The sequence below is a fragment of the Streptomyces sp. NPDC048481 genome (genome assembly GCF_043200075.1).
GTDB lineage: Bacteria > Actinomycetota > Actinomycetes > Streptomycetales > Streptomycetaceae > Streptomyces.
In genome coordinates, this window is record NZ_JBICXC010000004.1 from 254,760 (window position 1) to 272,944 (window position 18,185).

General features: G+C 73.6%; 17 protein-coding genes. 6 read left to right on the forward strand and 11 right to left on the reverse strand.

Going from position 1 to position 18,185, the window contains the following annotated elements; all coding sequences use genetic code 11:
- Positions 1–56: 56 nt before the first annotated feature.
- The gene (locus ACGFSH_RS15230; protein ID WP_393349153.1) at positions 57–1,196 is read left to right on the forward strand and encodes a methyltransferase; all 1,140 of its coding nucleotides are present in this window, start codon (positions 57–59) and stop codon (positions 1,194–1,196) included.
- Here the strand turns inward: ACGFSH_RS15230 and ACGFSH_RS15235 are convergent.
- The 5 genes from ACGFSH_RS15235 to ACGFSH_RS15255 form a co-directional block, all read right to left on the reverse strand.
- Positions 1,183–2,025, reverse strand: coding sequence for a ketose-bisphosphate aldolase (locus tag ACGFSH_RS15235; protein WP_393348567.1), 843 nt, complete (start codon positions 2,023–2,025; stop codon positions 1,183–1,185). The two genes, ACGFSH_RS15230 and ACGFSH_RS15235, sit on opposite strands and share 14 nt — an antisense overlap.
- 9 nt (positions 2,026–2,034) lie before the next feature.
- Positions 2,035–2,916 carry an SIS domain-containing protein gene (locus ACGFSH_RS15240; protein WP_393348569.1) on the reverse strand — a complete coding sequence of 294 codons (882 nt, stop codon included), beginning with the start codon at positions 2,914–2,916 and terminating at the stop codon, positions 2,035–2,037.
- A 122-nt stretch (positions 2,917–3,038) separates the two neighbouring features.
- The gene (htpG, locus tag ACGFSH_RS15245) at positions 3,039–4,967 is read right to left on the reverse strand and encodes a molecular chaperone HtpG (protein WP_393348571.1); all 1,929 of its coding nucleotides are present in this window, start codon (positions 4,965–4,967) and stop codon (positions 3,039–3,041) included.
- 123 nt (positions 4,968–5,090) lie between these two features.
- A complete protein-coding gene (locus ACGFSH_RS15250) occupies positions 5,091–5,930 on the reverse strand; it encodes a hypothetical protein (RefSeq protein ID WP_393348573.1) in 840 nt (279 codons plus the stop codon).
- Between the two features lie 90 nt (positions 5,931–6,020).
- Entirely contained in the window at positions 6,021–6,599 is a 579-nt protein-coding gene (locus ACGFSH_RS15255) for a hypothetical protein (protein WP_393348575.1), read from the reverse strand.
- A 113-nt stretch (positions 6,600–6,712) separates the two neighbouring features.
- On the opposite strand from ACGFSH_RS15255, the gene ACGFSH_RS15260 reads away from it, so the two are divergent.
- Complete coding sequence (locus tag ACGFSH_RS15260) at positions 6,713–7,459, forward strand: maleylpyruvate isomerase family mycothiol-dependent enzyme (RefSeq protein WP_393348576.1); 747 nt, start codon at positions 6,713–6,715, stop codon at positions 7,457–7,459.
- 13 nt (positions 7,460–7,472) lie between these two features.
- On the opposite strand, the gene ACGFSH_RS15265 is transcribed toward ACGFSH_RS15260, so the two are convergent.
- Positions 7,473–7,877 (reverse strand): MarR family winged helix-turn-helix transcriptional regulator, encoded by a 405-nt coding sequence (locus tag ACGFSH_RS15265; protein ID WP_393348578.1) that lies wholly within the window; start codon positions 7,875–7,877, stop codon positions 7,473–7,475.
- 85 nt (positions 7,878–7,962) lie between these two features.
- Between ACGFSH_RS15265 and ACGFSH_RS15270 the strand changes: the two genes are divergently transcribed.
- Together ACGFSH_RS15270 and ACGFSH_RS15275 are read left to right on the forward strand one after the other, a co-directional pair.
- Entirely contained in the window at positions 7,963–9,471 is a 1,509-nt protein-coding gene (locus tag ACGFSH_RS15270) for an MFS transporter (RefSeq protein ID WP_393348580.1), read from the forward strand.
- Between the two features lie 83 nt (positions 9,472–9,554).
- The gene (locus ACGFSH_RS15275) at positions 9,555–9,842 is read left to right on the forward strand and encodes a DUF6332 family protein (protein WP_393348582.1); all 288 of its coding nucleotides are present in this window, start codon (positions 9,555–9,557) and stop codon (positions 9,840–9,842) included.
- Here the strand turns inward: ACGFSH_RS15275 and ACGFSH_RS15280 are convergent.
- The 3 genes from ACGFSH_RS15280 to ACGFSH_RS15290 all read right to left on the reverse strand — a co-directional run bounded on the left by ACGFSH_RS15280 (position 9,803) and on the right by ACGFSH_RS15290 (position 13,325).
- A complete protein-coding gene (locus tag ACGFSH_RS15280) occupies positions 9,803–10,468 on the reverse strand; it encodes a response regulator (protein WP_393348584.1) in 666 nt (221 codons plus the stop codon). The genes ACGFSH_RS15275 and ACGFSH_RS15280 overlap by 40 nt on opposite strands.
- A gap of 14 nt (positions 10,469–10,482) precedes the next feature.
- Complete coding sequence (locus tag ACGFSH_RS15285; protein ID WP_393348586.1) at positions 10,483–11,724, reverse strand: histidine kinase; 1,242 nt, start codon at positions 11,722–11,724, stop codon at positions 10,483–10,485.
- 287 nt (positions 11,725–12,011) lie between these two features.
- Positions 12,012–13,325 (reverse strand): geranylgeranyl reductase family protein, encoded by a 1,314-nt coding sequence (locus ACGFSH_RS15290; protein WP_393348588.1) that lies wholly within the window; start codon positions 13,323–13,325, stop codon positions 12,012–12,014.
- A gap of 201 nt (positions 13,326–13,526) precedes the next feature.
- On the opposite strand from ACGFSH_RS15290, the gene ACGFSH_RS15295 reads away from it, so the two are divergent.
- Positions 13,527–14,882, forward strand: coding sequence for a dipeptidase (locus tag ACGFSH_RS15295; protein WP_393348590.1), 1,356 nt, complete (start codon positions 13,527–13,529; stop codon positions 14,880–14,882).
- A gap of 266 nt (positions 14,883–15,148) precedes the next feature.
- Here ACGFSH_RS15295 and ACGFSH_RS15300 read toward each other — a convergent pair whose 3' ends face one another.
- Together ACGFSH_RS15300 and ACGFSH_RS15305 are read right to left on the reverse strand one after the other, a co-directional pair.
- On the reverse strand, positions 15,149–16,192 hold the full coding sequence (locus tag ACGFSH_RS15300; RefSeq protein WP_393348592.1) for an NUDIX domain-containing protein: 1,044 nt from the start codon (positions 16,190–16,192) through the stop codon (positions 15,149–15,151).
- Positions 16,193–16,332: 140 nt separating this feature from the next.
- Positions 16,333–16,527: a hypothetical protein gene (locus ACGFSH_RS15305; protein ID WP_393348594.1), complete on the reverse strand. Its 195-nt coding sequence runs from the start codon at positions 16,525–16,527 to the stop codon at positions 16,333–16,335.
- A gap of 329 nt (positions 16,528–16,856) precedes the next feature.
- On the opposite strand from ACGFSH_RS15305, the gene ACGFSH_RS15310 reads away from it, so the two are divergent.
- Positions 16,857–17,801: an ADP-ribosylglycohydrolase family protein gene (locus tag ACGFSH_RS15310; protein WP_393348596.1), complete on the forward strand. Its 945-nt coding sequence runs from the start codon at positions 16,857–16,859 to the stop codon at positions 17,799–17,801.
- The last annotated feature ends 384 nt before the right edge of the window (positions 17,802–18,185 follow it).

Sequence of the window (18,185 nt, forward strand, 5' to 3'; positions counted from 1 at the left end):
TCCGGCACCCGGCCTGATCTGCGGCTCGGCTAGCCTGGGCCACGATGAACGACGCTATGAGGACGCCGTGGGGCGAGGTCTCCCTGGCCCGCTTCCCCGAGGACCCGCGCGAGACACTGCGCGCGTGGGACGCCGCCGACGCGTACCTGCTCAGACACCTCGCCGAGCGCGACGTGCCGTGGACGGGTTCCGTGGTCGTGCTCGGCGACCGCTGGGGCGCGCTGGTCACGGCGCTCGCGGCGCACCGTCCGACCCAGATCACGGACTCGTGGCTGGGCCAGGAGGCGACCCGGGCGAACCTCGCGCGGGCCGGCGTCGAAACCGGCGCCGTCGGGCTGCTCACCACGCAGGACCCGGTGCCGGAGCGGATCGACGTGCTGCTGGTCAGGGTGCCCAAGAGCCTCGCGCTGCTGGAGGACCAGTTGCTGCGGCTCGCGCCCGCGGTGCACGCGGACACGGTGGTCGTCGGCGCCGGCATGGTGAAGGAGATCCACACGTCGACGCTGCGCCTGTTCGAGCGGATCATCGGGCCGACACGGACCTCTCTCGCCGAGCAGAAGGCCCGGCTGGTGTTCTGCACCCCGGACCCGTCGCTGAAGCGCCCCCGCAATCCGTGGCCGCACACCTACGACCTGCCCGACGACGTCGGCGGCGCTCTCGCGGGCCGGCCGGTCGTCAATCACGCGGGCGTGTTCTGCGCGGAGCGGCTCGACATCGGCACCCGGTTCTTCCTGGGGCATCTGCCGCGGACCTCGGGGCGGCGGCGGGTCGTCGACCTGGGCTGCGGCAACGGGGTCGTCGGCACGGCGGTGGCGCTGGCCGACCCGGCAGCCGAGGTGCTGTTCACGGACGAGTCGTTCCAGGCGGTGGCGTCGGCGGAGGCCACGTACAAGGCCAACGGGGTGCCGGGGCACGCCGAGTTCCGGGTGGGCGACGGGCTCGCGGGGGTCGCCGACGGCAGTGTGGACGTCGTGCTCAACAATCCGCCGTTCCACTCGCACCAGGCGACGACCGACGCGACGGCCTGGCGCATGTTCACCGGGGCGCGGCGCGCGCTGCGGCCGGGCGGTGAGCTGTGGGTGGTGGGCAACCGTCATCTGGGCTACCACGTCAAGCTCAAGCGGCTGTTCGGCGCCTGTGAGACGGTCGCCGGCGACCGCAAGTTCGTGGTGCTGAAGGCGGTCAGCCCGCGGTGAGACCCGCCCCGGCGACGATCCGCTCGACGGCGTGCGCCATGGCCTCGCGGCCCGCGGCGAGGTAGCGGCGGGCGTCGACGACGTCGGGGTGCGCCGCCAGGTGCGCGCGGACGGCGCCGGTCATGGCCTGGTTGAGCGCGGTGCCGATGTTGACCTTGGCGATGCCGCCGGCGACGGCCGCCCGCAGTTCGTGGTCCGGGACTCCGGAGGAGCCGTGCAGGACGAGGGGCACGTCGAGTGCCGCGCCGAGCCGGCCGATCAGCCCGTGGTCCAGGGCGGCGGTGCGGGCGGTCATCGCGTGGACGCTGCCGACGGCGACGGCCAGGGCGTCCACGCCCGATCCGGCGACGAACGCGCGCGCTTCGGCCGGGTCGGTGCGAGCCCCGGCGACATGGGCGCCCTTTCCGCCGATCTCTCCCAACTCCGCCTCGATCCATAGTCCTTGGGCGTGCGCCCGCTCGACGGCCGAGCGGGTGGCGGCGAGGTTGGCCTCGTAGGGGAGCCGGGAGGCGTCGTACATGACGGAGCTGAAGCCCGCCTCCGCCGCCTGGCCGAGGAGCAGGTCGCTGCGGACGTGGTCGAGGTGCAGCGCGACGGGCACGAGGGCCTGTTCGGCGGCGACGGCGGCCGCACGGGCCAGCGGCAGCACCTGCCCCTGCCGGAAGGCGACGGCGTTCTCGCTGATCTGGAGCACGACGGGGACGCCGGCCGCCTCCGCCCCGGCGACGACGGCCTCGACGTGTTCCAGTGCGACGATGTTGAAGGCCGCGACGGCGGTGTGGGCGGCGTGGGCCCGGGTGACCAGTTCGCCGGTGGTGGTGAGGGGCATCGCACCTCCTCAGGGGGCGAGGATCACCGAGCGGGTGAGGTGGCGGGGCCGGTCCGGATCGAGGCCGCGCGCCGCGGCCACGGCGACGGCGAGGCGCTGGGCCCGCACCAGTTCGGCGAGGGGGTCCAGCGTGCCCTCGAGCCACAGCGCGCCGGTGGCGCGCACCTCGTCGGCCAGGCCGTGCGGCGCCTTCCCGAACATCCAGACGGCCGTGCCCCGCGTGCTGATGCTGATGGGCCCGTGCCGGTATTCCATGGCGGGGTAGGCCTCGGTCCAGGACAGCGAGGCCTCGCGCATCTTCAGGGCGGCCTCGTCGGCGAGTCCGGCCGTCCAGCCCTGTCCGAGGAAGGTGAACTGCCGGCACTCCGTGAGGCCTTGAGGCAATGGCTCGGCGAGCGCGGTGCGGGCGTCCTCGACGACGGCGTCGGTGTGCAGCCCGACGCGGGCGCGCAGCAGGGTGAGGGCGGTGGTGGCGAACCGGGTCTGCACGACGGAGCGTTCGTCGGCACGGTCCAGGACGATCACGTGGTCGGCGGCGGTGGTCACCGGGCTGTCCGGGTCGGCGGTGATCGCGGTGGTGCGGGTGCGTCCGTGCAGCCGGGCGAGCAGGCCGAGGATCTCGGTGGTGGTGCCGGAGCGGGTCAGGGCGACGACCCGGTCGTAGCGGCGGCCGTAAGGGAACTCCGAGGCGGCGAAGGCGTCCGTCTCGCCGTGTCCCGCACTCTCGCGCAGCGCCGCCGCGGACCGGGCCATGAAGCAGGAGGTGCCGCAGCCCACGATCGCCACCCGCTCCCCCGGCTCGGGCAACTCCTTCGCGCAGGCGTCGGCTTGGGCCGCTGCCCGGCTCCAGCACGCGGGCTGGTCGGTCAGTTCGTCCTCGACGTGCGTCATGCCCCACCTCTCGCCGACGGAGTCGTGCCTGCACGGTAGGGCCGGGCTTCCCGCCTCTACAACCGTGCGGGCGCTCCGAAGCCGGGCGGGGGCCGCCGCCCGCCCGGCTCGGCGCGCGGGGACTACAGGGCGCGTTCCAGGTGGTCGGCGACCAGCTTCACGAAGCGGCCGGGCTCCTTCGGGCGGCCGCCCTCGGCGAGGACCGCGAGTCCGTGCAGCAGTTCCGCGGTCTCGGCGAGGCCCGTGCGGTCCTCGCGCTCCTTGTACGCCTGGTTGAGGCCCTTCACCAGCACGTGGTCCGGGTTGAGTTCGAGGATGCGGCGGGCGCGGGGCACCTCCTGTCCCATGGCGCGGTACATGTTCTCCAGCGCCGGGGTCAGATCGTGCGCGTCGGAGACGATGCAGGCCGGCGACACGGTCAGGCGCGAGGACAGCCGCACCTCCTTGACGTCGTCGTCGAGGTGCTCCTTCATCCAGCCGAGAAGGGCCGCATACTCCTCGCCCTGCTTCTCCCGCTCGCCGTCGGCCTTCTCGTCGTCCTCGCCGCCGAGGTCGACCTCGCCCTTGGCCACGGACCGCAGCGGCTTGCCCTCGAACTCGCCGACCGCGTCGGCCCACACCTCGTCGACCGGGTCGGTCAGGAGCAGCACCTCGATGCCCTTGGCGCGGAACGCCTCCATGTGCGGGGAGTTCTCGATGCTCTCCCGGGACTCGCCGGTCAGGTAGTAGACGGCGTCCTGCCCCTCCTTCATCCGCTCCACGTAGCTCTTGAGCGTGGTCGGCTCGTCCTCGCTGTGCGTCGTCGCGAACGACGAGACGGCGAGGAGGGCGTCGCGGTTGTCGGCGTCGGTGAGCAGCCCTTCCTTCAGGACGGCGCCGAACTCCCGCCAGAAGGTGGCGTAGCGCTCGGGGGCCGCGGTCATCATGTCCTTGACCGTGGAGACGACCTTCTTGGTGAGGCGGCGCTGCATCATCCGGATGTGCCGGTCCTGCTGGAGGATCTCACGGGAGACGTTCAGCGAGAGGTCCGCCGCGTCGACCACGCCCTTGACGAAGCGCAGGTACGGCGGCAGCAGCGCCTCGCAGTCGTCCATGATGAAGACGCGCTTCACATAGAGCTGCACTCCGCGCTTGTAGCCCTGGTTGTACAGGTCGTGCGGGGCGTGCGAGGGGACGAACAGCAGCGCCTGGTACTCGAAGGTGCCTTCGGCCTGGAGCCGGACCGTCTCCAGCGGTTCGCGCCAGTCGTGGCTGATGTGCTTGTACAGCTCGTGGTACTCGTCGTCGGACACGTCCTCGCGCGAGCGCGCCCACAGCGCCTTCATCGAGTTCAGCGTCTCGGGTTCGCGCGGGGCGGCGGCCTCGTCGTCGGAGTCTTCGGGGGTGTCGCCCGCGGCCGCCTTCGGGACCATCCGGATCGGCCAGGTGATGAAGTCGGAGTAGCGCTTGACGATCTCCCTGATCGTCCACTCCGAGGTGTAGTCGTGCAGCTGGTCGTCGGAGTCGGCGGGCTTGAGGTGGAGGGTCACCGTCGTGCCCTGGGGAGCGTCGTCCACCCGCTCCAGGGTGTACGTGCCCTCGCCGCGCGAGGACCAGCGGGTGCCGTGGCCCTCGCCGGCCCGCCGGGTCAGCAGCGTCATCTCGTCGGCCACCATGAAGCCGGAGTAGAAGCCGACGCCGAACTGTCCGATGAGCCCTTCGGCGCCGGCCTCGTCCTGCGCCTCGCGCAGTTCCTTGACGAACGCGGCCGTGCCCGAGTTGGCGATGGTGCCGATCAGCCGGCCGACCTCGTCGTAGGACATGCCGATGCCGTTGTCGCGCACCGTCAGGGTGCGGGCCTCGGGGTCGGTCTCGATGTCGATGTGCAGGTCGGAGACGTCGGCGTCGAGCGTGTCGTCCCGCAGCGCGGCGAGGCGCAGCTTGTCCAGCGCGTCGGAGGCGTTGGAGACGAGCTCGCGGAGAAAGACGTCCTTGTTCGAGTAGACCGAGTGGATCATCAGCTGGAGCAGCTGGCGGGCCTCAACCTGGAACTCAAACGTTTCGGTCGACATGATGTGCGTGTACCTCACAGTTCCGGAGTCTCCTGGACTGGCGACAGCCACTGTAAAACACCAAGTCAGGGCGGGCCGACCGGCATTCTCGCCGCGGTGGCCGGCGGCGCCGGCCGGCGGCCGTCAGCGCATGAGCGCGCCGCGCAGGGTGAGGCCGTAGCCGACGCGCAGCCGGCGCAGTTCCCACAGGGCGACCGCGGTCACGGAGCAGGGGGCGCCCAGGACCAGCAGGATCCGCAGCGGCCCCGGCACGCCCTCGTACGCCCCGGTCAGCACGTCGACGAGCGCCATCTCCCATACGAGGACCAGCGCCAGCAGCGGCGGGACCGTCTCGTGGATGTCCGCGGTGCGGAACACGTGCACGAGGGACATCCCGATGCCGTAGGCGACGAACGGCAGGACCCACACCAGCATGAGCACGGCGACGACGACGGTCAGCACGGTCGTCACCGCGCCGGTGGCGAGCTTGCCGTCGAGGAGGCCGGTGAGCACGGCGGCGGGGAAGAGGGCCACACTGCCGATCAGCGCCAGGATGGAGCCGAGCGGCTTGCGGGCCCGCCGCAGCAGTTCGCGCCGCGCCGGTGGACGGGCCATGCCGATGAGCACGCCGACGACCACCGGGAACGTCACCGACAGGACGAGGACGGAGTTCCAGGACTGGTCGAGGCGGTCGTCCGCGAGGTCCGTGACGGAGGCGGCCAGTTTGTAGGAGAACGTCACCCACACCACCGCGGCCAGTCCGACGGCGGTGCGGACGCGCTGCATGCGGGCGACCGCCGGATCGTCGACGCGGCCGGGGCGCGAGGGACGGAAGACCTTGCGGCCGGCCGCGATGGGACCGACGGCCCGCCACGTCCGGCGCACCCACCCCACCCGGGGCACGGGCGGTGGAGGCCCGTACGGGCCGTAGGGGTGGTACGGGTCGTAGGGCGGTCGGCCGCCCTGCTGGTTCCAGGCGTTCATGAGTTCGGTTCCCCCGGGGTCGCGGCTGACATGGAGACGCGTCGCGGAATCCTAGTGGCCGTGCGGGGGTGCGCCGGGGATACGCCGGGATCAGCGCGGAATCTCCTCCACCCGTGCGAACCCGTCGGCACGGCTCCACCGGAGGCGGGTGGACGACTCGGTGGAGTCCCTGGTGAACAGCAGGCCTTGTGCGTCGCCGGCGGCGTGGACCTTCGTCCAGCCGTCGAAGTCCGCGGTGAGGTGTGTGTCCCAGTGGGTGAGGTCGTTCGTGCCGACGGCGGCGACCGACTCCGTGGGCGGCTCACCGTCGTAGCAGTAGTCGCCCCAGTCCGCGATGACGGTGACGGTGTCGCCGAACGCCTTCAGGACGACGCTCCCGCACCGGTCCGTCCGGGTCGTGTACACGAGGTGCGGCGGGCTCCACTCCCCCGTGGCGCTCCGGTGCCGCTCGGCGAGGCCGCGTCCGGCGACGTAGGCGACGCCCACGTGACGGCCGTCCGACAGCGTGATCTCCGCGTCGAACCGGGGCGCGGGATGCGGGGAGACCCGGGTCGCCGTCGCGGGGGGCGGCGTGGCCGCGCCGCCCTCCGGCGCGCCGCACGCCGCCAGCGCGCCCGCCGCAAGGACCGCTCCCGCCCGGGCCCGCAGCCGGGGTCCGCTCATCCGCATCCCCCGATGATCCCACCCCGCGCCGTGTCCGTCGTGGGCGCACCGCGGCGGGCGGCCACCGGCAGGACGAGAAATTTCGCTCGTGATCGCACGTCGTCCGGCAGACTCCCGCCATGGAGACTGCCGAGTTCATACGCGTCCTGGACCGCGAGGGGCGCGCGCTGGCCGCCGCGGCGGCGCAGGCCGGGCCCGACGCGAAGGTGCCGACCTGCCCGGAGTGGCAGGTGAGGGATCTGCTGCGGCACACCGGCACGGTGCATCGCTGGGCGACGTCGTTCGTCGCCGTGGGCCACACCTCGTTCCGGCCGTTCGGGCAGGAGCCGGACCTCGACGGCGAGCCGCTGCTGGACTGGTTCCGCGAAGGGCTCGTGCGGTTGGTCGACACCCTGTCCGGGGCGTCGCCCGACGTGGAGTGCTGGCACTTCCTGCCCGCTCCTTCGCCGCTCGCGTTCTGGGCGCGGCGGCAGGCGCACGAGACGGCCGTGCACCGCGTGGACGCCGAAGCGGCGCGCGGACGTGACGTCGCGGAGATCGCGCGCGAGACGGACGCCGGGTTCGCGGCCGACGGGATCGACGAACTGCTGCGCGGCTTCCACGCGCGCCCCAAGAGCCGGGTGCGCACGCCGGAACCCGCGGTCCTGAGGGTGCGGGCGACCGACCTCGCCGACGCCGTGTGGACGGTGCGTCTGTCGGCCGGACCGCCGGTGACGGAACGCGGCGCGCACGGGACGGCCGACTGCGAGGTGTCGGGTCCGGCGGCGGCTCTCTGCCTGTCGCTGTGGAACCGGCTGCCGCTGCCCGCCGTGTCCGGCGACGCCTCGCTCGCGGCGCTGTGGCGGGAGACGTCCGGCGTGATCTGAGCGCTCCCGGCCGTCAGTCGGCGAGCATGCGCGCCAACACGGCGCGCTGCACGGGCCGCACGTCGGCGTGCAGGGTGCGGCCCTTGGCGGTCAGCGCGACCCGGACCCCTCTGCGGTCCTCGGCGCAGAGCCGGCGCTCGACCAGAGCGTCCTTCTCCAGCCGTGCGACGAGCCGCGACAGCGCGCTCTGGCTCAGGTGGACCCGCTCGGCGATCTCCTGGACGCGGTAGGCGCACGAGCCGTCCGGCGCCCGCGATCCGGCGAGGACGTCCAGCACCTCGAAGTCGCTTCCGCACAGGCCGTGCCGGTGCAGCGCCCGGTCGAGTTCGCACTGGGTGCGCGCGTGCAGGGCCAGCATGTCCCGCCACTGCCGCACGAGCGTCCGTCCGTCGTCGGGCTCGCTCTCCGTCGCCGCCATGGGCGCACCGTAGCAGGGAACAGAATTCATTGCATCAGAATTAAATGCCCTTGCATTCAATGCATGCGCATGTAGTGTCTTCGCCATGACCTCTCCGCTCTCCTCCTCCGCGCCCCCTCTCCCCGAGGGGCCAGAAGGCCGCTGGAACGCCCGCCTGTGGGGCACCCTGCTGGTGCTGTGCGCCGCGATGTTCCTGGACGCGCTGGATGTGTCCATGGTCGGCGTGGCCCTGCCGTCCATCGGCTCCGACCTCGGGCTCTCCACCTCGACCCTTCAGTGGATCGTCAGCGGCTACATCCTGGGCTACGGCGGTCTTCTCCTCCTCGGCGGCCGCGCGGCCGACCTGCTCGGCCGCCGCCAGGTGTTCCTGGTCGCCCTCGGGGTCTTCGCGCTGGCCTCCCTGCTCGGCGGCCTCGTCGACTCCGGACCGCTGCTGATCGCCAGCCGGTTCGTCAAGGGCCTGAGCGCGGCCTTCACCGCCCCGGCCGGCCTGTCGATCATCACCACGACGTTCCCGGAGGGCCCCCTGCGCAACCGCGCCCTCTCCATCTACACCACCTGCGCCGCCACCGGCTTCTCGATGGGGCTGGTGCTCTCCGGCCTGCTCACCGAGGCGAGCTGGCGGCTGACCATGCTGCTGCCCGCGCCGATCGCCCTGGCCGCGCTGGCGGCCGGCCTGAAGCTGCTGCCGCGCAGCGAACGGGAGAAGGACCACGACGGCTACGACGTCCCCGGCGCCGTCCTCGGCACGGCGTCCATGCTGCTGCTGGTCTCCACGGTGGTGCAGGCCCCGCAGTCCGGCTGGACGTCCGCCCGCACGCTGCTGTCCTTCCTCGCGGTCGCCGTCCTGCTGGCCGTCTTCGTCTCGGTCGAGCGCCGCTCGGCGGGTCCGCTGATCAGGCTCGGCGTGCTGCGCTCCGGCAGCCAGGTCCGCGCCCAGCTCGGCGCCATGGCCTTCTTCGGCTCGTACGTCGGCTTCCAGTTCCTGGCCACCCTGTACATGCAGACGCTGCTCGGCTGGTCGGCGCTGCACACGGCGCTCGCCTTCCTGCCGGCCGGCGCGCTGGTGGCGGTCTCCTCGACCAAGGTCGGCTCGATCGTCGACCGGTTCGGCACCCCCCGGCTGATCGCCGCGGGCTTCACGCTCATGGTCGCCGGGTACGCGCTGTTCCTGCGCGTCGATCTCGACCCGGTGTACGCGACCGTCATCCTGCCGTCGATGCTGCTGATCGGCGCGGCCTGCGCGCTGGTCTTCCCCTCGCTCAACATCCAGGCCACCAACGGCGTCGCGGACCGTGAACAGGGCATGGTCTCCGGTCTGCTGAACACGTCGGTCCAGGTGGGCGGGGCGGTCTTCCTCGCCGTCGTCACCGCCGTGGTGACCGCCGGCGCCCCCGCCGACCCCACCCCGCAGGCCGTCCTCGACAGCTACCGGCCCGGACTGACGGTCGTGACGGTCATCGCCGCCGCGGGCCTGCTCATCACCCTCCCCGGTCTGCGCACCCGCCGCTCCCCCGGCTCGGTGGTGGTCGCCGGGTCGAGCACGGCCCGGCCGGAGGCGAAGGAGACGGCGGCCGCGGGGGCACGCGACTGACCGAGCCCCGCGCGTCGTCGGCCGGCGCGTGCGCCCGGCGGGCCGGACCGGCCTGCCGGGCGCAGCCCTGTGACACTCTTCCCATGAGCGGTCACGGGGGACGGCGGCGGTCGCAGGCCGAGCGGGACGCGATCACCGTCGAAATCGGATACGCGCTGTTCAGCGCGGCGTTCGCGGCGGCGGTGCTGTTCGGGGCGGCGGCCGGACCGGCGCTGCTGTTCGAACTGCCGCCCCTGGCGGAGAAGTTGTCGCTGCGAAGCGGTCTGGTGCTCGCTCCCCTGGTGTTCACGGTCCGCGTGGTCTCGGTCCTGGTCCGCTTCCGCGGCGGCGGTCAGCCGAGCCAGCCCGGCCGCACCAGCCCCGACTCATAGGCCAGGACCACGAGTTGGGCCCGGTCCCGGGCGCCCAGCTTCACCATCGTGCGGCTGACGTGGGTCTTGGCGGTGAGCGGGCTCACGACCAGGCGGCGGGCGATCTCCTCGTTGGACAGGCCGATCCCGACCAGCGCCATCACCTCCCGCTCCCGCTCGGTGAGCCGGGCCAGCGCGCCCGCGGCCGCCGGCTCCTTGGAACGGGCGGCGAACTCGGCGATGAGCCGGCGCGTCACTCCCGGTGAGAGCAGCGCGTCCCCGGCGACCACCGCCCTCACGGCACGCAGGAGTTCCTCCGGCTCGGTGTCCTTGACCAGAAAGCCGGACGCCCCCGCGCGGATCGCCTCGAAGACGTACTCGTCCAGCTCGAAGGTGGTGAGCATGACCACCTTGACCTGGGCGAGAGCGTCGTCCTCGGTGATCCGGCGGGTGGCGGCGAGTCCGTCGAGCAGCGGCATCCGGATGTCCATCAGCACGACGTCGGGCCGCAGTTCCCGCACCGCGCGCACCGCCTGGGCACCGTCGGCGGCCTCGCCGGCGACCTCGATGTCCGGCTGCGCGCCGAGCAGCGCCCGGAACCCCGCCCGGACCAACGACTGGTCGTCGGCCAGCAGTACGCGGATCACCGGTCCTCCCTCGCTCACTGGTTCCCCCCGGCCCCGGTCGGCAGCACGGCGAGCACGCGGAACCCGCCGTCGGGCCGCTGCCCCGCCTCGATCGTGCCACCCAGCGCGGCGGCCCGCTCCCGCATCCCGGCGAGACCGTTGCCGCTGCCGCCCGCCTCCGCACCGGTCGCCGGCCCGTCGTCGTCGATCCGCAGACGCAGCGTCGAACCGCGGTCCTCGACCCGCACGCGAGCGTGACGCGAGCCCGAGTGGCGGACGACGTTGGTGAGGGCCTCCTGCACGATGCGGAAGGCGGCGAGATCGGTGTGGGGCGGCAGCCGGGGCGCACGACCGGTGACGTCGACCGTGAGCCCGGCGCGCGCCGCCTGCTCCACCAGCTCCGCCAGCCGGTCCAGCCCGGGGGCCGGAGCGCGCGGTGCGTCGCCCGGCGTACGCAGGGTGTCCAGCACCTGGCGCACCTCGCCCAGCGCCTCCTTGCTGGCGGCCTTGATGGTGGTGAGCGCCGTGCGCGCCTGCTCCACGTCGGAGTCGAGGAGCGCGAGGCCGACGCCCGCCTGCACGTTGATGACCGAGAGGCTGTGGGCGAGGACGTCGTGGAGTTCGCGCGCGATGCGCAGCCGCTCCTCACCGGCGCGCCGGCGGGCCGCCTGAGCGCGTTCGGCCCGCTCCCGGGCCCACTGCTCACGGCGGATCCGGGCGAGTTCCGCGATCGCCACGATCGCCACGGCCCAGCCGGCGACGACGATCTCCTGCCAGAACGGGGCGGGGTCGTCCCCGGCGGGCGGCAGCCACCGGTACAGCCAGTGCGCCACCAGCAGGTGGACGGCCCACAGTGTGCCCAGGGCGGTCCAGGCGGCCCGGCGGTGCCCCGACACCACGGCCGAGCAGCACGCCACCGCCACGGTGAGGAAGACCGGCCCGTACGCGTACCCCGCGCCGAGGTAGACCGCCACGACGGCGGCCGTGCCGAACACCACGGCCACCGGCCGTCGCAGCCGCCCCAGCAGCAGAGCGCAGGCGACGACCAGCAGCACCCGCGCGAAGAGGTCCAGCGGGGCCCGTTGGTCCTGCTGAGCGCGGGCGGCGAACGCCGACCCGGCGAACACCAGCACGGTGATCAGGGCGGTGGACCGCCAGGGCAGACGCCCCGCGTCCGGCTCCGCGCCCTCCCGGCCCGCCCAGGGGGGCGGCCACGGGGACGGCCGGCGCCGCCGCCTCTGCGGGCCGCCCGGCCCGTGCACCCGCTCATCGTCCATACGGGCCACGCTAGACGCCCCGGACCGGCCCGGACGTCCGCCGGGCGAGGTGCGCGGCCGTACTCCCCTGGACGTACGCGTGGACGGTGGACGCCCGCAGCGACCCGTATGTCGCCAGCGGCGAATGGCGCACGGGGGAAACGGGGACGAGGAAACGGGGGGCAGGAGGACGTCAGGGGACCGCTGCCTCACAAGGCGCGGGACGTGCGACGGCCGGGGCTCCGCCGCCGCCCGTCGGTCACGCACCCGGCAGGAGACCGGGGCGGGGCGACCTGAACGGGGGCCGGTCAGGACTCGCCGTCCTCCGCGGAGGACTCCGCCGCAGGCTGCGACGACGACCGGGACGACGGCTGCGTCGCCGGCGACACCGCCGCCTGCCGCCGGTCCATCGCGGTCAGCGCCCGCTGGGCCATCGGATGCGAGCGGACGAGTTCGCCCAGCGTGGTCCTGCCGCGGGTGATGTCGGTGAACGCCCGCCAGGCCGGGCGCACCCCGGTGAGCGCCGCGTGGAAGAGTCCGGGACGGCGTTCGAACGCGGCGAGCATCCGCTTGCCGACGCTCATCTCCACGCCGAGTCCCGCCTTGACCGCGAAGGCGTAGTTCAGTGCCTGGCGCCGCGCGTCCACCGCGTCGTGGGCCTCCGAGATGCGCACCGCCCACTCGCCGGCGAGCCGCCCCGAACGCAGGGCGAAGGAGATGCCCTCGCGCGTCCACGGCTCCAGCAGACCCGCCGCGTCCCCGCAGACCAGCACCCGCCCGCGCGAGAGCGGGGAGTCGTCCGCCCGGCACCGGGTGAGATGGCCGGAGGAGATGCTCGGCTCGAAACCGGCGAGGCCGAGCCGCCCGATGAAGTCTTCCAGGTAGCGCTTGGTCGCCGCGCCCTCGCCACGCGCGGAGATCACGCCCACGGTCAGGGTGTCGCCCTTGGGGAACACCCAGCCGTAACTGCCGGGCATCGGCCCCCAGTCGATGAGGACGCGCCCCTTCCAGTCCTCGGCGACCGTGTCGGGAACCGGGATCTCCGCTTCCAGGCCGAGATCCACCTGGTCGAGCTTCACGCCGACGTGCGCCCCTATGCGGCTGGCGCTGCCGTCCGCCCCGACCACCGCGCGCGCCAGCAGCGTCTCCCCGCCCTGGAGGACCACCGCCACCGCGCGCCGGTCCGGCACCGACGAACCGTGCTGCTCGACGCGCTGCACGGTCGCGCCGGTGCGCAGCTCCGCTCCCGCCTTCTGGGCGTGCTCGACGAGCTGCTGGTCGAACTCGGGCCGGTTGATCAGCCCGAACAGCATCTGCCGCGAGCGGCGGGTCCGGGTGAAGCGCCCGTTGTTCGAGAACGTCACCGCGTGCACCCGGTCGCGGAAGGGCAGCTCGAAGCCCGGCGGCAACGCGTCGCGCGAGGGACCGATGATGCCGCCGCCGCACGTCTTGTAGCGGGGCAGCTCCGCCTTCTCCAGCAACAGCACCCGCCGCCCGGTGACCGCCGCCGCGTAGGCGGCCGAAGCCCCCGCGGGTCCCGCGCCCACCACGACGACGTCCCACACCTGCCGGGCGTCCGCCGAAGAGTTCTCGTCGTCCGCCGAAGAGTTCTCGCTGCTCACGATGGTCTACTGCTCCCGATCAAGCTGCTTGCCGCACCTGTCCCCCGCATCCTACGGCGGAGATCGCCACGGCCCGATGACGGTCCGCTGTGGCAGGATCGGCGGCGTGCGCGCCCCCACCCGGCAACGCGTACGCTCGCACGGTCCCTCGAACGGACCAGTGCCACCCAGTACAACGTCGCACCCACAAGGAGCGTGCCCATGCCGTCGAATCCGATCGCCGAGACCGTCGCCTCGCTGATGCCGAGGGCGCGGGAGGAGCTCACCGAACTGGTGGCCTTCAAGTCGGTGGCGGACTTCGACCAGTTCCCCAGGAGCGAGAGCGAGGCGGCCGCCGGCTGGATCTGCGCCGCGCTGCGCGCCGAGGGTTTCCAGGACGTGGCCGTCCTCGACACGCCCGACGGCACCCAGTCGGTGTACGGCTGCCTGCCCGGCCCCGCGGGCGCGAAGACCGTCCTGCTGTACGCGCACTACGACGTGCAGCCGCCGCTGGACGAGGCCTCCTGGACCACTCCCCCGTTCGAGCTGACCGAGCGGAACGGGCGCTGGTACGGGCGAGGCAGCGCCGACTGCAAGGGCGGCGTGATCATGCACCTGCTCGCGCTGCGCGCCCTGAAGGCCGACGGCGGCGTCCCGGTGACCGTCAAGGTGATCGTGGAAGGTTCCGAGGAGCAGGGCACCGGCGGGCTGGAGCGGTACGCCGAGCAGCACCCCGACCTGCTGGCGGCCGACACGATCGTCATCGGCGACGCGGGCAACTTCCGGGTGGGCCTGCCCACGGTCACCTCCACGCTGCGCGGCATGACCATGATGCGGGTCCGGATCGACACCCTTGAGGGCAACCTGCATTCCGGCCAGTTCGGCGGGGCCGCTCCCGACGCGCTGGGCGCGCTGATCCGCGTCCTGGACTCGCTGCGCGCCGAGGACGGTTCGACGACGGTCGACGGTCTGAGCGACGACTCGCGCTGGGAAGGGCTTCAGTACGACGACGCGCAGTTCCGCCAGGACGCCAAGGTGCTGGACGGCGTCTCGCTGATCGGTTCCGGCACGGTCGCCGACCGGATCTGGGCCCGCCCCGCGGTGACCGTCCTCGGCATCGACTGCCCGCCGGTCGTGGGCGCCACGCCCTCCGTGCAGGCGAGCGCCCGCGCGCTGATCAGCCTGCGGGTGCCGCCGGGCGTGGACGCGGCGCAGGCGACCAAGCTGCTGGAGGCCCATCTGGAGGCGCACACCCCGTGGGGCGCCCGGGTGAGCACCGAACAGGTCGGCCAGGGGCAGCCGTTCAGCGCCGACACCGGCAGCCCCGCGTACGCGGCGATGGCCGAGGCGATGGCGGTCGCCTACCCGGGCCAGGAGATGCAGTACGCGGGCCAGGGCGGCTCCATCCCGCTCTGCAACACGCTCGCCTCCCTCTACCCGCACGCGGAGATCCTCCTCATCGGCCTGAGCGAGCCCGAGGCGCAGATCCACGCGGTCGACGAGAGCGTCTCTCCGCAGGAGCTGGAGCGGCTGTCGGTGGCCGAGGCGCTGTTCCTGCGCGCCTACGCGGCGAGCTGACCCCACCCGTCACCCGACCCGCGTCGGCTCAGGGCCCCGTCCGACGGACGGGGCCCTCCGCGCACTCCCTCCTCCGCCGGCGTCGACGAGGGAGCGGGAGTCCGGCGGCCCCGGGGGGGCCGAAGTGGTCGGCGGCGGGGTGAGCGCGGTCCGGAGCCAGGGCCGGGGCGACTCGGGCGGACGCGCGAACGACGCGGACCCCGGGCGTCCACCGGGGTGTGGTCCGTGCGGCCGGTTCCCGGTCCGGGGTGGCTGGTGCGGAGCGCTCAGCCCTGCGGAACGCCGGCCTCCAGGTAGAGCGCGGACCGGTTCTCGCGGGCTCGCAACGCCCAGCGCAGGCGCTCGTAGCGGACCGGCGGGAGGAGAGCGGCGGCCTCCTCCTCCGTCACGAAGCGCCATGCGCGCAGTTCGGGGCCGGGCAGCAGGAGCCCGGCGACGGCCGACCGGTCGAGCAGACCGCCGTCGAAGAGCATGCGCAGACCGCCGTAGGCGGGAGGCACAGGTCTTTCCCAGTCGACGACCAACAGGGCGGGCACGTCCGCCAGCCGGATCCCGGTCTCCTCCTCCACTTCGCGCATGCCCGCGCGCGCGGGCGCCTCGCCGGGCTCCACCACCCCGCCCGGGAACTCCCAGCCGGGCTTGTACGTCGGGTCGACCAGCAGGACCCGGTCGTGCTCGTCGAAGAGGAGCACGCCCGCGGCCACCGTCTCCGCCGTGGGCTCGGGGGTCTGCACGATGTCGCACGCGGCGACGGCGCCGCTGCCGACGGCCTCGGCGATCCGGGCGGCCGTCTCCCGCGGGGTGAGGGCTCCGTTGTCGACCGGATGGGCGTCGGCGGTGAGCCAGGTCGCGAGGGCGGTCCGGTAGGGCTCGATGTGGTCGTACGACCACTGCCGGACCCGCATCTCGCCGTCGGGAAGGTCGGCGGGGACCTCCCGCCGGGCTATTCGCTCGCGCAGGATCGTTTCCGCCGGGGCGAGGAGCACATGCCGGACGGGGATCCTGCGGGCGGCGAGAGCGCCGAAGATCTCGTCGCGGTACTCCTCGCGCAGCAGCGTCATGGGAACGACGAGGACGCCGCCCAGCTCGGCGAGGAGTGCGGCCGCGGTGTCGATCACCAGCCGACGCCAGATCGGCAGGTCCTGGAAGTCGCCGGCCTCGGCCAGGCGCTTGGCGGGCAGCAGGTGCGGGAGCGCCGCCCCGATGACCTCGGGGTCGAAGAGCGTGCTGTTCGGGATCAGGTCGATCAATTCCCGTGCGGTGGTGGTCTTCCCCGCACCGAACGCGCCGTTGATCCAGACGACGGTCACGGTTCCCCCTCTTCTGTTGGCCCCCTGTGGCTTGCCCGCTCCACCCTGCCACGGAAACCAGTTCCCGTTGAGGGCGTCCGAACGTCACGGCGCCGGCACCCCCCTCGGGGCGCCGGCGCCGTGACTCAGGTGGCGTGCCGTCAGTCGTTCTGCCCCAGGGCGCCGTCGTCGACCGCCAGGCTGTCGCTGGCCACGGTGTGGTCGAGCGCGCTGAGGGTGTCGCCGACGTTGAGTCCGTCGAGGTCCTCGGCGCCCAGACCGTGCGAGGGGGTGATCGCCGCGACGACGAAGCCGGTGGCGAGGGAGGCGATGGCGAGCATGCTGCGCTTCTTCATGTGCGGATCAACTGCGCGCACACGCGCGGGGTCACGCACCATCCCCCGAATCCGCCCGATCCGCGGGGCGCGCGGGGTCCACGAGATCCGCCCGGTCGTCGCGGTCCGTCCGATGCGCGGGGTCCGTGCGACGCGCACGGTGCACACGATGCGGCGATCCGGCGATCCGGCGATCCGGCGATCCGGCGATCCGGCCGAGCGTTCCACCGGCTCGGCCCGCGCGATACGGAGATGTTCCCCGCGCGTGGGGTAATCCGTTCGCCCGGCGGCAGGGCCTGCGGCGAGAATGCGGCGATCGCCCCGCCGTCACGTCCGTGAGGAGCCTTGTCATGACCGGTCCGCAGCACGCCCACGCCAGTCTGGACGGTCTCGTCGCCGGCGATGCCTTCGGCGACAGCTGGTTCACCCGGTCCGACGAGCCGACCGAGACTCTGTGGGCGGCCCGGGAGCCGCGTCCGGCGCCCTGGCCGTGGACGGACGACTCGGCGATGGCGTTCGTCCTGTTCGCCCATCTGACGACGCACGGGGAGGTCCGTCCGGACGGCCTCGCGCGGGAGTTCGCCGCCGAGTACGGCCGCGACCCGGGCCGCAAGTACGGGCCGTCCATGCACGGCGTGCTGCGCCGGATCGCCGCCGGGGAGGACCACCGGGCGGTGACGACCGGGCAGTTCGGCGGACAGGGCTCCTACGGCAACGGCGCGGCGATGCGGGTCGCCCCGCTGGGGGCTTGGTTCCACGGCGACCTGGCGGTGGTCCGGGAGCAGGCCCGTCTGTCGGCGCTGACCACGCACGCGCACCCGGAGGCGGTCGCGGGCGCGGTGGCGGTGGCCGTCGCCGCCGCGCTGGCGGCCGCCGGTGCCGGCGCGGACGCCCCGGCACGGGAGGACCTCCTGCGCGAGGTCGCCGGGCACGTGCCGGACGGCGACGTGCGCTCCGGCCTGCTGGTGGCGGCGGGACTGCCCGGGCACACCTCGGTGCGGCATGCCGCGTCCGTGCTGGGCTCGGGGACGCTGATCTCGGCGCCGGACACGGTGCCGTTCGCCCTCTGGTCCGCCGCCGGGCACCTGGACGACCTCGTCGAGGCCCTGTGGCAGACGGTTGGCGGATGGGGCGACCGTGACACCACCTGCGCCATCGCGGGAGGCGTGGTCGCGGCCCGCACCGGGACGGCAGCCGTCCCGTCCGCCTGGCGCCGGGCCCAGGAGCCCATCCCGGCCTGGAGCGGCTGGACGGCCCCCGCAACGCCGGTCCCGACCGTCCCGACGGGCGACTGAACCGGTCGCGAGAGCCGACCGAAGCCACCACTCCCGGACGCCGCCCGAACGTCCACCGGAGAACCGCCCCCTCGCCGTCGGCTCGGGCGGACGGGGGCGCACCTCGACGGCAGCAAGAGGGCCGGCCGCGACCCGGACCGCCGACAGGCGGCCACCGGGCGGATGCCCAGCCGGGCGAACCGGTGGCCGCACGGCGGGTGAACGCAGATACGGGCAGGCGCCACTCGGCCGAACAGACACACCGACCCCCGGCCTGACGGGCCCCCGGCCAGCCAGGCGGCGCAGCCGGCCGACCGGGCGGGGCGGTCCTGCCTGCCAACCGACCAGCCGGCGAGGCCGACGAGGCCGACGAGGCCGACAGACAGACGCCCCGCAAGGTGGAAC